General features: G+C 67.2%; 14 protein-coding genes. 1 reads left to right on the forward strand and 13 read right to left on the reverse strand.

Annotated elements, in window-relative coordinates:
* Nucleotides 1-19: 19 nt before the first annotated feature.
* The 13 genes from fabZ to IPP91_13755 form a co-directional block, all read right to left on the reverse strand.
* Nucleotides 20-457 carry a 3-hydroxyacyl-ACP dehydratase FabZ gene (gene fabZ, locus IPP91_13695; GenBank protein ID MBL0143117.1) on the reverse strand — a complete coding sequence of 146 codons (438 nt, stop codon included), beginning with the start codon at nucleotides 455-457 and terminating at the stop codon, nucleotides 20-22.
* The gene (gene lpxD / locus IPP91_13700) at nucleotides 447-1,481 is read right to left on the reverse strand and encodes a UDP-3-O-(3-hydroxymyristoyl)glucosamine N-acyltransferase (protein MBL0143118.1); all 1,035 of its coding nucleotides are present in this window, start codon (nucleotides 1,479-1,481) and stop codon (nucleotides 447-449) included. Before lpxD ends, fabZ begins: the two co-directional genes overlap by 11 nt.
* Nucleotides 1,482-1,506: 25 nt before the next feature.
* Complete coding sequence (locus IPP91_13705) at nucleotides 1,507-2,004, reverse strand: OmpH family outer membrane protein (GenBank protein ID MBL0143119.1); 498 nt, start codon at nucleotides 2,002-2,004, stop codon at nucleotides 1,507-1,509.
* Between the two features lie 21 nt (nucleotides 2,005-2,025).
* Nucleotides 2,026-4,272, reverse strand: a complete 2,247-nt coding sequence (gene bamA / locus IPP91_13710) for an outer membrane protein assembly factor BamA (protein ID MBL0143120.1) — start codon at nucleotides 4,270-4,272, stop codon at nucleotides 2,026-2,028.
* 54 nt (nucleotides 4,273-4,326) lie between these two features.
* Nucleotides 4,327-5,697 (reverse strand): RIP metalloprotease RseP, encoded by a 1,371-nt coding sequence (rseP, locus tag IPP91_13715; GenBank protein MBL0143121.1) that lies wholly within the window; start codon nucleotides 5,695-5,697, stop codon nucleotides 4,327-4,329.
* Between the two features lie 20 nt (nucleotides 5,698-5,717).
* Nucleotides 5,718-6,920, reverse strand: a complete 1,203-nt coding sequence (locus IPP91_13720; GenBank protein MBL0143122.1) for a 1-deoxy-D-xylulose-5-phosphate reductoisomerase — start codon at nucleotides 6,918-6,920, stop codon at nucleotides 5,718-5,720.
* Entirely contained in the window at nucleotides 6,917-7,750 is an 834-nt protein-coding gene (locus tag IPP91_13725; protein MBL0143123.1) for a phosphatidate cytidylyltransferase, read from the reverse strand. The genes IPP91_13720 and IPP91_13725 overlap by 4 nt, the downstream gene beginning before the upstream one ends.
* 19 nt (nucleotides 7,751-7,769) lie before the next feature.
* Nucleotides 7,770-8,537 carry a di-trans,poly-cis-decaprenylcistransferase gene (gene uppS / locus IPP91_13730; protein MBL0143124.1) on the reverse strand — a complete coding sequence of 256 codons (768 nt, stop codon included), beginning with the start codon at nucleotides 8,535-8,537 and terminating at the stop codon, nucleotides 7,770-7,772.
* A 40-nt stretch (nucleotides 8,538-8,577) separates the two neighbouring features.
* Complete coding sequence (gene frr / locus IPP91_13735; protein ID MBL0143125.1) at nucleotides 8,578-9,144, reverse strand: ribosome recycling factor; 567 nt, start codon at nucleotides 9,142-9,144, stop codon at nucleotides 8,578-8,580.
* Between the two features lie 14 nt (nucleotides 9,145-9,158).
* Nucleotides 9,159-9,875, reverse strand: coding sequence for a UMP kinase (locus IPP91_13740; GenBank protein MBL0143126.1), 717 nt, complete (start codon nucleotides 9,873-9,875; stop codon nucleotides 9,159-9,161).
* A 40-nt stretch (nucleotides 9,876-9,915) separates the two neighbouring features.
* Complete coding sequence (locus IPP91_13745) at nucleotides 9,916-10,794, reverse strand: elongation factor Ts (GenBank protein MBL0143127.1); 879 nt, start codon at nucleotides 10,792-10,794, stop codon at nucleotides 9,916-9,918.
* A 79-nt stretch (nucleotides 10,795-10,873) separates the two neighbouring features.
* Nucleotides 10,874-11,632 carry a 30S ribosomal protein S2 gene (gene rpsB, locus IPP91_13750; protein ID MBL0143128.1) on the reverse strand — a complete coding sequence of 253 codons (759 nt, stop codon included), beginning with the start codon at nucleotides 11,630-11,632 and terminating at the stop codon, nucleotides 10,874-10,876.
* Between the two features lie 217 nt (nucleotides 11,633-11,849).
* Entirely contained in the window at nucleotides 11,850-12,587 is a 738-nt protein-coding gene (locus IPP91_13755; GenBank protein MBL0143129.1) for a hypothetical protein, read from the reverse strand.
* A 376-nt stretch (nucleotides 12,588-12,963) separates the two neighbouring features.
* On the opposite strand from IPP91_13755, the gene map reads away from it, so the two are divergent.
* A complete protein-coding gene (gene map, locus IPP91_13760) occupies nucleotides 12,964-13,845 on the forward strand; it encodes a type I methionyl aminopeptidase (GenBank protein ID MBL0143130.1) in 882 nt (293 codons plus the stop codon).
* Nucleotides 13,846-13,865: the final 20 nt, after the last annotated feature.

Consider the following 13,865-nt stretch of genomic DNA (forward strand, 5'->3'; position numbering starts at 1 on the left):
GCAGGCGCTCCGGCAGGCCTCACGCCACGGGGCGAAGGGCGCACATCAGCTCCGCCTCGGAGGCGACCGCCCCGTCCACCTTCGCCAGGGTCCGGTACTTGCCGATGCCGCGCGACATGCGAAGCTGCTCGACCTCGATCACGAGCTGGTCGCCGGGCTTCACCGGCCGCTTGAAGCGCGCATCGTCGATGCCGACGAAGTAATAGACGCTCCCGCCGTCGTCCTTGTGCCCCTTCGACAGGAGGCCGAGCATGGCACACGCCTGGGCCATCGCCTCGATGACCAGCACACCGGGCATGACCGCGTAGTTGGGGAAGTGCCCCGGGAAGAACGGCTCGTTGGCGGTGACGTTCTTGAGCGCCACCAGGCGCCTGTCCTTTTCCCACTCGACGATGCGATCGAGGAGCAGGAAGGGATAGCGGTGCGGCAGGTACTCCTTGATCTGGTCACTCGTCATCGGTTCCATGGTCTTCTCCCGAAGCAGACTTCCCGCGCGCGGGGCGCACGGTATCGTGCAGCCGGCGCAATTGCGCCGTGTTCCTGAGCCAGTCCGCGTGCGGCATCATCGGCACGCCCGAGGAGTAGACCCCGGCCTGCTTGATCGACTTGGTCACGAACGTCATCCCGGTGACGGTGACGCCGTCGGTGATCGTGAGATGTCCCACGAAGCCCGCGCCGCCCCCGATCACGCAATGCCGGCCGATGACCGTGCTTCCCGAGATCCCCACGCAACCGGCGATCACGGTGTGCGCCCCGATGCGGCAGTTGTGCGCCACCTGGACCTGGTTGTCGATCTTCACGCCTTCCTCGACGACGGTGTCGCCCAGCGCCCCGCGGTCGATCGTCGTGTTGGCGCCGACCTCCACGTCGTCGCCCAGCACCGCGCGGCCCACCTGCGGGATCTTCACCCAGACGCCGCGGTCGGGCGCCATGCCGAACCCGTCCGAGCCGATCACCGCCCCCGAATGCAGGATGCAGCGATTGCCCACCACGCAGCCGTCGTAGATCGTCACCCGCGGGTAGAGGATGGATTCGTCGCCGACGGCCGAGCCCTCGCCCACGACCGACCCCGCGCCGATGCGCGCGCGCTCGCCGACACGCGCCCCTGCGGCCACCACCGCGAAGGGGCCGATCTCGGCGGACGTCGCCACGCGGGCGCTCGGGTGAATCGCGGCGCTGGGGTGGACACCGGGAACCGCCGCCTTCGGCGGATGAAACAACGCGACCGTGCGCGCGTAGTAAGCGTACGGGTTGTCGGAGACGATGCGCGCGACCGCGGTCGCACCGCTGTCGCGCGGCGCCAGGATCACGGCGGCGGCGCGCGTGGCGGCAAGCTTCGACCGGTAGCGGGGATTGGCGAGGAAGGTGATCTCGCCGGGGCCGGCCTCGTCGAGGGTCGCGACCCCGGAGATCTCGATCGCGGCATCGCCCGCCACTTCCCCGCCGAGGCGCCGGGCGATTTCCTGGAGTGTGAATCGCAAGGTGGGCAAGGGGCCTCGCGAGCGGCTACTTGTCCGCGAGCGCCTTGATGACCTTGTCCGTGATGTCGATGCGGGTGCTCGCGAACACGGCCTCCTGCACGACCAGGTCGAACTTCTCGGACTCGGCGATCTGGTTGATGGCGCGCGTGGCGCGCTCCTGGACCTGGGCCAGCTCCTCGTTCCTGCGCAGGTTCAGGTCCTCGCGGATCTCGCGCTGCAGGCGCTGGAAGTTGCGGCTCACGTCGGCGAGCTGCCTCTCCTTCTCGCGGCGCGCCGCCTCCGGGAGCGCCACGCTGTCCTTCTCCAGGTCCGCCTGCAGGTCGCGGCCCTGCTTCTCGAACTTGGCGAGCTCGGCGTTTCGAATCGCGAACTCGCGCTCGAGCTTCTGCTGCGCGCGCCTGGCGGGCGCCGCCTCGCGGAAGACACGTTCGGTGTTCACGAAACCGATCTTCACTTCCGCGGCCGCGGCGCCCATCACGAGGGTGCCGAGCGCAGCCGCCGCCAATCCATTGCGCCAGTTCATTTGCTCTTTAGCTCCGATGTCCTAGAAGATCCTGCCAAGCTGGAACTGGAAGCGTTCCAGCTTGTCGCCGGTCTGCGTCCTGAAAGGGTAGCTGAACGAGAACTTGAGCGGGCCCACGGGCGAATCCCAGCTTGCGGCGATGCCGGCCGCGGCGCGCAGGTCGGAGGCGCTCACCTTCTGCTCGGCGCCCCACACCCAGCCGGTATCGACGTACGTGGACAGTCGCACGCTCCTGTCCTTGATGCCGGGCATCGGGAATAGAACCTCGAGGTTGGCGACGAAGCGGCGGTTGCCGCCCAGCACGTCGCCGTTGAAGTCGCGCGGGCCCAGGGAGGCCGTCTGGTACCCGCGCACCGAGCCCACCCCGCCGGCGTAGAAGTTCTTGAAGAACGGCAGCGGCTTGTCGTTGTAGCCATCGGCGTAGCCGATCTCGCCGTTCATCAGGAACGTGAGCCAGCCCGGCCTCTCGGGGGTGTACAGGAACTGCTGCTGGAGCACGGCGCGGTAGTACTGCAGGTCCCCCGGCGGGACGCCGACCTCGAAGCCGATGTCGGTGAGCCGGCCACGCGTGGGATAGGTCAGGCTGTCGCGCGTGTCGCGCGCATAACCGAGGTTCAGGCGAAGGGTGTTGGTCTTCGAGCCGAACTGGTTCACGAAATCCAGGTAGCGGGGCGGGGCGGTCAGCGGGTCGAGCGTGAGGTCCGTGGTTTCCGCCGTGACCCCGAAGCGCAGGCCGTCGTACTCGGTGAGCGGCAGGCCGAAGTTCACGCCCACGCCCTTCGAGGATGTCTGATAGCTTGTCACCGAGAGCGTGGAGGTATCCACGTCGCGGCGGAAGAGATCGATGCCGGCCGAGACGCCGTCCACGGTCCAGTAGGGATTCACGTACGCGAGCGAATAGACCCTGTTGACCGAGCCGGAGTTCACCTGGAACGCGAGCTGGTTGCCGGAGCCGAAGATGTTCGCCTGCGAGATCGACGCGGAAATCGTGAACTTGTCCGCCTGGGAGTAGCCCACGCCGAAGTTCAGGCTCCCGGTGTTCTTCTCCGTGACGGTCACCACCGCGTCCACCTGGTCGGCGGTGCCCGGGACGGCCGGGGTCTCGATGTTCACTTCCCCGAAGTACCCGGTGCGCTGCAGGCGTTCCTTGGACCGGGCGATCTTCTCCAGCGAATACCACGAGTTCTCGAGCTGGCGAAGCTCGCGCCGGATCACCGCGTCCTGGGTGCGCCCGTTGCCGACGATGTTCACGCGCCGCACGTACACGCGCCGGCCGGGATCGACGAAGAAGGTGAAGCCCGCCACGCGCTTTTCCTTGTCCAGGTCCGGCACCGGATTGACGTTGGCGAAGGAATAGCCGTCGTTGCTGAGGCGGTCGGTGATGCGCTTGACGCTTTCGATGATCTTCTCGCGCGAGAAGACGTCGCCGGCGCGAAGGCTCAGCAGGCCGCGCAGCTCGGGCTCCGGGACGATCAGGTTGCCGGCGAACTTGAGCTCGCCCAGATGGAAGACCGGGCCCTCCGTGACCGAGACGCCGATGAAGATCTTCTCGCGGTCCGGCGTGATCGAGACCTGGGTGGAGTCGATGTTGAATTCGAGGTAGCCGCGGTTGAGGTAGTAGGAGCGCAGCGTCTCGAGATCGGCCGTGAGCTTCTGCTTGGAGTACTGGTCGTCCTTGGTGATCCAGGTGAGCCAGCCCGGCGTCGTGAGCTGCATCTGGCGAAGCAGATCCTTCTCCGTGAAATCCTTCGCGCCGATGATGTTGATGTCGGCGATGCGCGTGATCTCGCCCTCCTCGATGTCGAAGCGCAGCGACACGCGGTTCCTCTCGAGGGGCGTCACCGTGGTCTTCACCACCGAGGAGTAGAAGCCGCGCGAGGTGTACTGGCGCTTCAGTTCCTTCTCCGCCCGGTCCAGGAGCGACTTGTCGTAGATCTTCGACTCCGAGATCCCCGCCTGCTTCAGGCCGTCCTTGAGGTTGTCCTTGGTGAATTCCTTGGCGCCCTCGATCTCGATGGTCGAAATGGCCGGGCGCTCCTGCACGAAGACCACGAGCACGTCGCCATCGGCCTCCAGCCGCACGTCGGAATAGAACCCGGTCGCGTAGAGGGCCTTGACCGACTGCGCGGCCTTGTCGTCGTCCATGCGCTCGCCCACCTTGACGGGCAGGTAGGAGAACACGGTGCCGGCCTCGGTGCGCTGCACGCCCTCGACGCGGATGTCCTTCACCACGAACGGCTGGATGGCCAGCGCCGGGAGCGCTGCCATGAGCGCGCAGGCAAGGGCGAGGCGCAAGGCGGGAAAACGGGGAGTATTCAAGGACTAGCCCGTGAGGAGCCGATTGATGTCGTTGTAGAAGGCGAAGAACGTGAGCCCCGCGAGGATCGCGAGTCCCACGCGCTGGCCGATTTCCATGGTGCGTTCGGATACCGGCGAGCCCTTCACGATCTCGGCAGAATAGTACACCAGGTGCCCCCCATCGAGGAGCGGGATGGGCAGCAGGTTGAGCACGCCCAGGCTCACGCTCACGAGGGCGAGGAAACCCGCGAACGATACCCAGCCCATCTGCGCGGACTGCCCTGCGTAATCGGCGATCGTGATGGGGCCGGAAAGGTTCTTCCACGACACCTCGCCCAGCAGCATCTTGCCGAGCATCTTCAGGCTGAAGATGGCGAGGTCCCACACGCGGTGCACCGCTTTCGGGATGGCGGCGAGCGGATCGTGGCGCACGGTGGTCGTCATGCGTTCCCACTCACGGCGGACCTCCGGGCCGGGCTCCACCTTGAGCAGCCCGATCCGCGATTCCCCCTCCCCCACGCCCTCCGGCACGGCCGCGATCGCGACCCGGCCCGCGCCACGCTCGACCTCGAGCGCGAGCTTGCGTCCTGCGGAGGCGCGCACGCGCGCGGTGAACTGACCCCAGGTGGCCACGGGGTCGCCGTCGATGGACAGGATCCGGTCGCCGTCGCGCAGCCCCGCGCGCTCGCCCGCGCCGCCGGCCATGACGCGTCCCAGGATCGCCGGGACGCGCGGCGAAAAGGCCTTCAGACCCAGCTTCTGCATGAAGTCGCGGTCGAGGTCCTCCTTGTCGAGCGAGGACAGGTCGAGCGATCGCGTGACGCGGGAGCCGCCCTCGCTTTCGAACTCCAGCGCCACGTCGCCGCCGCGCACCGCTTCCTTCAGGAGCAGCCAGCGCACGTCCGACCACGTGGCCACGGGCTCGCCCCCGATGGCGCGGATCGTGTCGCCGTTGGCGAGTCCCGCCGCGGCGGCCGCGGTGGCGCGGGGCGGGTCGCCCACCACCGGCTTCACGCCCGGGAGGCCCGTCACGTAGAGCGCCCAGTAGAGGAAGAAGGCCGCGATGAAGTTGGCGGCGGGCCCGGCCAGGACGATGGCGATGCGCTTGCCCACCGGCTGCAGGTCGAAGGCGCGCGAACGCTCCGCAGGGGCGACTGCCTCCTCGCGCGAGTCGAGCATCTTCACGAATCCGCCGAGGGGAAAGGCGGCGATCACCCATTCCGTGCGGTCGGCGCCCGAGCGGCCGATCCACAAGGGGCGGCCGAAGCCCACCGAGAAACGCAGGATCTTCACGCCGGCGAGCCGCGCCACGATGTAGTGGCCCCATTCGTGGACGATAACGAGCAGGCCCACGGTGACCAGGAAGGAGGCGATGGTAACGAGTGCGCCTGACATGGAGCCGATTCTCGCCGATTTCAGCCGGCGCGGCGCCCGAGGCGCGAAACTTCGCGCCGGGCGGCCTCGCGGGCTTCGCGGTCCGCCCGCCAGGCAGTCTCGAGCGAATCCAGCGGTTCGACCGGGGTGCCGGCGAGCACGTGCTCGATCACGGCCGCGATGGCGGTGAAGGGCAGGCTGCCAGCGAGAAAGCTTTCCACGGCGATTTCGTTGGCGGCGTTGAGGATGGCCGGGGCCGTGCCTCCCCGATCTAGGGCCGAGTACGCAAGCCGCACGCACGGAAAGCGCGCGTCGTCCACGCGACCGAACTCGAGCCGGCCCAGCGCGGTGAAGTCCACCGGGGCCACGCCAGCCTCGATGCGCTCGGGCCAGGCGAGCGCGCAGGCGATGGGCGTGCGCATGTCCGGGACGCCCAGCTGCGCGATGACCGAGCCATCGTGGTACTCGACCATGGAGTGGATCACGCTCTGCGGGTGGAGCACGACCTCGATCGCCTCGCGCGGCGCGCCGAAAAGCCAGAACGCCTCGATCACCTCCAGGCCCTTGTTCATCATGGTGGCCGAGTCCACGGAGATCTTGCGGCCCATCACCCAGTTCGGATGCGCGCAGGCCTCGTCGGGCGTGACCTGCGCCAGGCGCTCCAGGGCGGTGGCGCGGAACGGGCCGCCCGAGGCGGTGAGCAGGATGCGGCGCACGCCGGCGCGCGCGGCCTCGCCCGCGCGCCCGCAGGTGAACCCGCGGGGCAGCGACTGGAATACCGCCGAGTGCTCGCTGTCGATCGGAAGCAGCGTGCCGCCGCCCTGCGCCAGCGCGGCGAGGAAGAGCGACCCGGAGACGACCAGGGCCTCCTTGTTGGCGAGCAGCACGAGCTTGCCCGCGCGCGCCGCGGCCAGCGTTCCGGGCAGCCCCGCGGCGCCGACCACGGCGGCCATCACCGCATCGGTCTCGGCCAGCGTCGCTACGGTCTCGAGCGCGCCCGGCCCGGCCAGCACTTCCGTGGCAACGCCCCTCGCGCGCAGCAGCTTCTGCAGGCGCTCCGCGGCCTGCTCGTCGGCCATCGCCGCGTAGCGCGGCGCGAAGCGCTCGCATTGCGTTGCGAGCTTCTCGTGGTTGCGGCCGGCCGCGAGCGCCACGACCTGGAAGCGGTCCGGATGGCGCGCGACGACGTCCAGCGTGCTCTCCCCGATCGATCCGGTGGAACCGAGGATGGTCAGGCGCTTCATGCGAAGGAGAGCAGCAGTGCCGCCACGGGCAGCGTGGGGGTGAGCGCGTCGATCCGGTCGAGCACGCCGCCGTGGCCCGGCAGCAGGCCGCTGGAATCCTTGACCCCGGCGCCGCGCTTCATCCACGACTCGAAAAGGTCGCCCAGCACGGACAGCGCGGCGAGAACGAGCATCGCGAGCAGGGTGAACGCGCCCCACGCAGGCTCGAAGAGGGGCGTGAACGGTCCGGGCCTTGCGTGCGCGTACACGTCGAGCGCGGCCCCGTAGGCGAGCACGCCCAGGAGCGCGCCGAGCACGCCCTCCCAGGTCTTTCCGGGGCTGATGGCCGGCGCGAGCCGGCGCCGTCCGAAACGCCGGCCGGCGAAGTACGCGGCAATGTCGGCGACCCACACCAGCGCCGCGACCGCGAGCAGCATCCACGGGCCCGACTGGCGAAGCACCACGAGCGCGGCCCACATCGGCCAGATCACGAACCAGCCCGCGAGGCCCGAGGCCCAGGGCTCGGGGCGCAACCTGAACGCGAGCCAGGCCGGCACCGCAAAGATCCAGAAATAGGCCGACGCGACGAAGCAGGCCTGCGCGACGTTGGTGAACACGAGCGCCGGCCCCCTGAGGCACGCTGCGCCCAGGGCGAGCCCGATCGCCGCGGACAGCACCAGGAACAGCCGGCGGCCGCCGGGTGCGAACCCGCACAGGCGCGACCATTCCCAGCAGCCGATGAGCGCGATCGCCGCGGCGAATGCGGTCCACGTCACCGGCCCTGCCAGGAAGAGCATTCCCAGGACGAGGGGAAGCAGGGCGATCGCGGTGAGGACGCGCGTCTTCAGCATGCGGCAGCCCCGGGGGCGTCTAGCCGACCTTGGGCTGGGGAAGCGTTGCGGCCAGCTGCTCGCTCGTGCGTCCGAAGCGCCTCTCGCGCGAGCGGTACGAGGCAATCGCCTCGTCGAGCGCTTCCTCGCCGAAGTCGGGCCAGAGAACCGGCGTGAAGTGAAACTCGGTGTAGGCGAGCTGCCAGAGCAGGAAGTTGGAGATGCGCTCCTCCCCGCCGGTGCGGACGAAGAGGTCCGGTTCGGGCGCATAGTTCATCGACAGGTAGCTCGACAGGAGCTCCTCGGTGATCTCCTGGCCGGGGAGCTCGACGCGGCAGCGGTTGGCCGCCTGCAGGATGTCCCAGCGCCCGCCATAGTTGGCCGCGACGGTGAGGACGAGGCGCTCGTTCGCGCTGGTGAGGGCCTCGGCCCGGCGTACGTGCTCCACGATGAGCGGATCGAAGCCGGACAGGTCGCCGATCACGCGGAAGCGGATGCCGTAGCCGTGGAGCTTTTCCACCTCCTGCTCGAGTGCCCTCAGGAAAAGCTGCATGAGGAAAGTGACTTCCTCGCTCGGGCGGCGCCAGTTCTCGCTCGAGAAGGCGAAGAGGGTGAGGAATTGCACGCCCCGGGCGGCGCACGACTTCACCACCTCGCGCACGGCCTCCACGCCGCGGCGGTGCCCGGCCACGCGCGGCAGGTAGCGCTTCTTCGCCCAGCGGCCGTTGCCGTCCATGATGATGGCGACGTGGCGCGGAACGTCCCCCGGGGAAGGGATCGCGAGCGTGCTGCTCTCGAGGTCTGCCATGGCTCTGGAAGCGGGGCGGAGGACGGTCGTCGGCCGCGCCTCAGACCGCCATCAGCTCCTTTTCCTTCTCGGCGACCATCTTGTCGATGTCGAGGACGGCCCTGTCGGTAAGCTTCTGCACCTCGTCCTGGGCGCGCTTCTCCTCGTCCTCGGGCACGTCGTGCTTCTTGAGCATTTCCTTCAGGTGCGTGTTGGCGTCGCGGCGCACGTTGCGCACGGCGACCTTCGCCTCCTCGCCCTCGTGCTTCACGATCTTCGTGAGCTCGCGGCGGCGCTCCTCCGTGAGGGCGGGCATCGGCACGCGGATCATGTCGCCGGAAGTGGCGGGGTTCACGCCGAGATCGGAGTCGCGAATGGCGCGCTCGACGGCCTGGACCAGTTTCTTCTCGTACGGCTGCACGCCGATCGTGCGGGCGTCCACGAGCGTCACGTTGGCCACCTGGCTGATGGGCGTGGGCGTGCCGTAATAGTCGACGCGCAGGTGGTCGAGGAGGCCGACGTGGGCGCGGCCGGTGCGCACCTTGGCCAGGTTGTGCTTGAGCGTGTCGATGGACTTCACCATCTTGTCGGCGGCCTGCTTCTTGATGTCGGCCATGCTTGCAGCCATGCGTCCTCCGAAAGTCAGCTGTGGACCAGGGTTCCTTCCGGCTCCCCCATCACGACGCGCTTGAGCGCCCCGTCCTTGAAGATGGAGAAGACGTTGATGGGCAGTCGCTGGTCGCGGCAAAGCGCCAGCGCCGTCGCATCCATCACCTTCAGGTTCCTCACGAACGCCTCGTCGAAGGTGATTTTGTCGTAGCGGGTCGCGGTCGGGTCCTTCATGGGGTCGGCGGTATACACGCCGTCCACCTTGGTCGCCTTGAGCACGATCTGCGCCTCGACCTCGCGGCCGCGCAGCGCCGCGGCGGTGTCGGTCGTGAAGAAGGGGTTGCCCGTGCCGGCCGCGAAGATCACGATCTTGCCTTCCTCGAGGTAGCGGATCGCCTTGCCGCGGATGTAGGGCTCGCAGACGGGCTCGATGTTGAGAGCCGACTGCACGCGCGCCACGAGGCCGGCGCGATTCATGGCGTCCTGGAGTGCCAACGCATTGATCACGGTCGCGAGCATGCCCATGTAGTCGGCGGTGGCGCGGTCCATGCCCGCGGCACCCTGCGACACGCCCCGGAAGATGTTGCCGCCGCCGATCACCACGCCCACCTGGACGCCGAGTTCCGCGACCTCCTTCACCTGCCTCACGATCCGCTCGACCGTCGCCCGGTTGATGCCGAAGGCGTCGTCGCCCATGAGGGCTTCGCCCGAGAGCTTGAGGAGGATGCGCGTGTATGCGGGTGTGGTCATGGTCGATTGGTGCCAGGCACCGGTGCCTGGCACCGCAGGGTCAGGCCGCCGTCTTTGTCATCGCCGCGACTTCCGCGGCGAAGTCGGACTGCTTCTTCTCGATGCCTTCGCCCACCACGAGGAAGCGGTAGGACAGGACCTTCGACTGGCTGGCGGCGAGCATCTTCTCCACCGTCAGCTTGTCGTCCTTCACGAACGGCTGGCCGAGCAGCGTGATCTCGGCAAGGTACTTGTTGATGCCGCCCTCGACCATCTTCGCCACGATCTCGGGCGGCTTGCCCGATTCCTTCGCGCGCGCCTCGATGATGGTGCGCTCTCCGGCGATCGCCTCGGGGGCCACCTGGTCCTTCGACAGGAACCGGGGCTTGGCGAAGGCGACGTGCATCGCGACGTCCTTGCCCACGCTGTCCTGGCCCTCGAACTCGACGGTCACGCCGATCTTCACGCCGTGCACGTACTGCGCGAGGCGCGCGGCCGACTGCATGCGCTCGAAGCGGCGGACCGTGATGTTCTCGCCGATCTTCTGGACGAGCGCCTGGCGCGCCTCCTCGACGGTCTGTTCTCCGGCCTTCAGTGCCGACAGGGCGGCCACGTCGGCCGGACCGGCCGTGGCGACCAGCTCGGCCAGCGTCTTCGCGAACGCGGCGAAATCCGGGTTCCTCGCGACGAAGTCGGTCTCGCAGTTCACTTCCACCATCGCGCCGAGCCTGCCGTCGGCGGACAGGTAGGTGCCCACCGCGCCCTCCGACGCCACGCGCGAGGCCGCCTTGGAGGCCTTGGCCCCGCTCTTGATGCGCAGCAGTTCCTCGGCCTTCTTCGCGTCGCCGCCCGATTCCTCGAGGGCCTTCTTGCACTCCATCATGCCGAGCCCGGTGAGCTCGCGCAGCTCCTTGACCATGCCCGCGGTGATTTCAGCCATCTTTATCTGCTCCTGTCGCTGTTCGGATGCGAAAAGGGGGCGCTCGGCCCCCTGTCCGCTCAAATGTCGCCCCGGCCGTTCAGGCCTTCGCTTCCTCGGCGTTCTCGACCTCGACGAACTCCTCCGTGGAGGTCGCCGGCGCCACCATCTCGGTGATCACCTGGCTGCGGCCCTCGAGGATCGCGTCCGCCACGCCGCGCGCGTAGAGGCGGATGGCGCGCGTCGAGTCGTCATTGCCCGGGATCACGTAATCGATGCCGTCGAGCGAGTTGTTGGTGTCGACCACCCCCACGATGGGGATGCCGAGCTTCTTCGCCTCCGTGACCGCGATCTTGTGGAAGCCCACGTCGATCACGAAGAGGGCATCGGGGATGCCGCCCATGTCCTTGATGCCGCCCAGCGAGCGCTCGAGCTTTTCCTTCTCGCGGCCGAAGGTGAGGCCTTCCTTCTTGGTGAGCTTCTCGACCGACCCGTCGAGGGTCATCTGGTCGATTTCCTTCAGGCGCTTGATCGACTGCTTCACCGTCTTGAAGTTGGTGAGCATGCCGCCCAGCCAGCGGTAATCGACGTACGGGGCGCCGGCGCGTTGTGCTTCTTCCTTCAGGATGTCGCGCGCCTGGCGCTTGGTGCCGACGAAGAGGATCTGCCCCTTGTTGGAGGTGAGCTGGCGCACGAACTTGAGCGCCTCCTGGTACATCGGAAGCGACTTCTCGAGGTTGATGATGTGGATCTTGTTGCGGGCACCGAAGATGAACGGCGACATCTTCGGGTTCCAGTAACGCGTCTGGTGGCCGAAGTGAACGCCGGCCTCCAGCATCTGGCGCATGGTGACGGACATCTGTTGCTCCTTGGGTCTAAGGTTGGCCTCCCTCCGCGAACCCGGGTATCCGGGACCTTAGCCTTCGCTAGCGGAGGTGCGTATTTGCCCGGGGTTGAAAAAAACGGCCTCTTCCCGGACAGACAGCAATTATAGCCGGAAAAGCGCCGCGTATTCAAATAGTTCGGAGGTGATGATCCAGGGCGAGGTGCCCAGGGGGACGATGCGGGGAGACCGCTCAGTAGTAGCTGATCCTGGCCTTGCTATCGGTCGCCGTAAGGGTCACCTCGAGCGTCTCGCGCCGGCCACCGTGCTCGATGGGCAGCACGATTTTCAGCCAGTTGCCGATGCCGCGCTCAGTGAGGTGAGGCTCCCCGTCCGGCCAACTCACGTTGAACATCTTCCCAGTCGGGAAAAGCCCGCTCAGGTCCGGCGAGAGGGAGAAGTGTGCCGACTTGCCTGGCTGAAAGCACAGCGGCGAAGGAACCCGGTAATTCCGTTCCGTCGGCTTGTCGTATCCCAGCGACACAAGTGTCCCATCCACGTTGTGAAGCATCCTCGCGACCCGCAACGGAACCTCGTCAGTGTGAAGATTCGACGAAAGGCGTGTCTGGTCGAAACGGAAACACAACGGACTGGAGAGGTGGTTGGTCACGTCGCCGCCAAGCCCATGTGTGCCGGCTCCAAATGTCCACTCGAATGCCTCGCCACGGTACTTTATCGTCGAGTATGGGGAGGCCTCCCCTTGCTGCCTTGGCGCTGTCGTAATTTCATCCTGCCGCGCACGCCAAACACGCCCGGTCTCATCGCGCCCTATCACCTGTGCATTGATGGCGATGTCGACGACGAAACTGCCTGCGCATCCGCCTGTGCATGCGACGGCAGCGGCCAGCAATATCGCCTGCATGGGGGACCGTATCGAGCGTGACATGATCAGGTGGACGAGGGCCACGCGGCTATTGAATGTCACCACCATTCGTAATCTTCCGATTCTTCCTCATCGTCGACTTCAAATATCCGCCGAAAGAATTCTTCATCGGGTTGCCGGACGTCGATACCGGACTGCGATAGCGAAAGACTCGGCGTATGTGACTCCGCCCTTGTTGCGTTACCAATCAAAGCAATCGACAGGCCGTATACCACGCGAGGCCACTGCCTTGTGGAGTTGGACCGCAACGTCGACTTCTTTAGTCACGTGCAGGCTCCTGTCAAGTTGCCCGGGATCGCCGCGCCGGGAATACGCCTCTGTGTTACGTTATCTTTTGTGTAATGTAAAGTAACCTTACTTTAGGGCCTGTGGGCCGCTTCCCGGCGACCGTCAATTCACCCACTCTGATTGGGCGATTGCGGATATGACCGACCAAGCTCCCGCTATAATTGCGCCTTTCCGACCTGTTACCGATCCCGTGGCAATCGAACCGAAAACCCCCCAGCAAGTCGAGTCGATGCGCATCGCCGGAAGGCTTGCGGCCGAGGTGCTCGACTTCATCACCCCGCACGTGAAGCCCGGCGTGACCACGGGCCATCTTGACAAGCTCTGCCACGATTACATGGTGGACGTGCAGCGCACCATCCCGGCGCCGCTCGACTACGCGCCCCCCGGCCATCGCCCTTACCCGAAGTCGATCTGCACGTCGGTCAACCACCAGGTCTGCCACGGGGTGCCCGGGGACAAGGTTCTCAAGACGGGCGACATCGTGAACATCGACATCACCGTGATCAAGGACGGCTGGCACGGCGACACCAGCCGCATGTTCCTCGTGGGGGAGCCCTCCATCCAGGCGCGCCGCCTTTGCGACGTCACCTACGAATGCATGTGGAGGGGCATCGCGCAGGTCCGCGCCGGGGCGACCCTCGGCGACATCGGCAACGCGATCCAGCGCCACGCGGAGTCGCACGGCTACAGCGTCGTGCGCGAGTTCTGTGGCCACGGCATCGGACGGCGCTTCCACGAGGAGCCGCAGATCCTGCACTACGGCACGCCGGGCCAGGGAATCCTGCTGCAGGCCGGCATGACGTTCACCGTCGAGCCCATGATCAACGCCGGCCGGCGCGACATCCGCGGCCTTGCCGACGGGTGGACCATCGTGACCGCCGACCATTCCCTTTCGGCGCAGTGGGAGCACACGGTCCTGGTGACCTCCGCGGGCTTCGAGGTCCTCACGCTTTCCGAGGGCGCGCCCGCGATGCCGGCTTTCGTCGGGGCGCAGCTCGCGGCCGTGACCGCAACCTGAGCGTGCGGCTGCCGCGCCCA

The sequence above is a fragment of the Betaproteobacteria bacterium genome, assembly GCA_016720855.1.
Classification (GTDB): domain Bacteria; phylum Pseudomonadota; class Gammaproteobacteria; order Burkholderiales; family Usitatibacteraceae; genus FEB-7.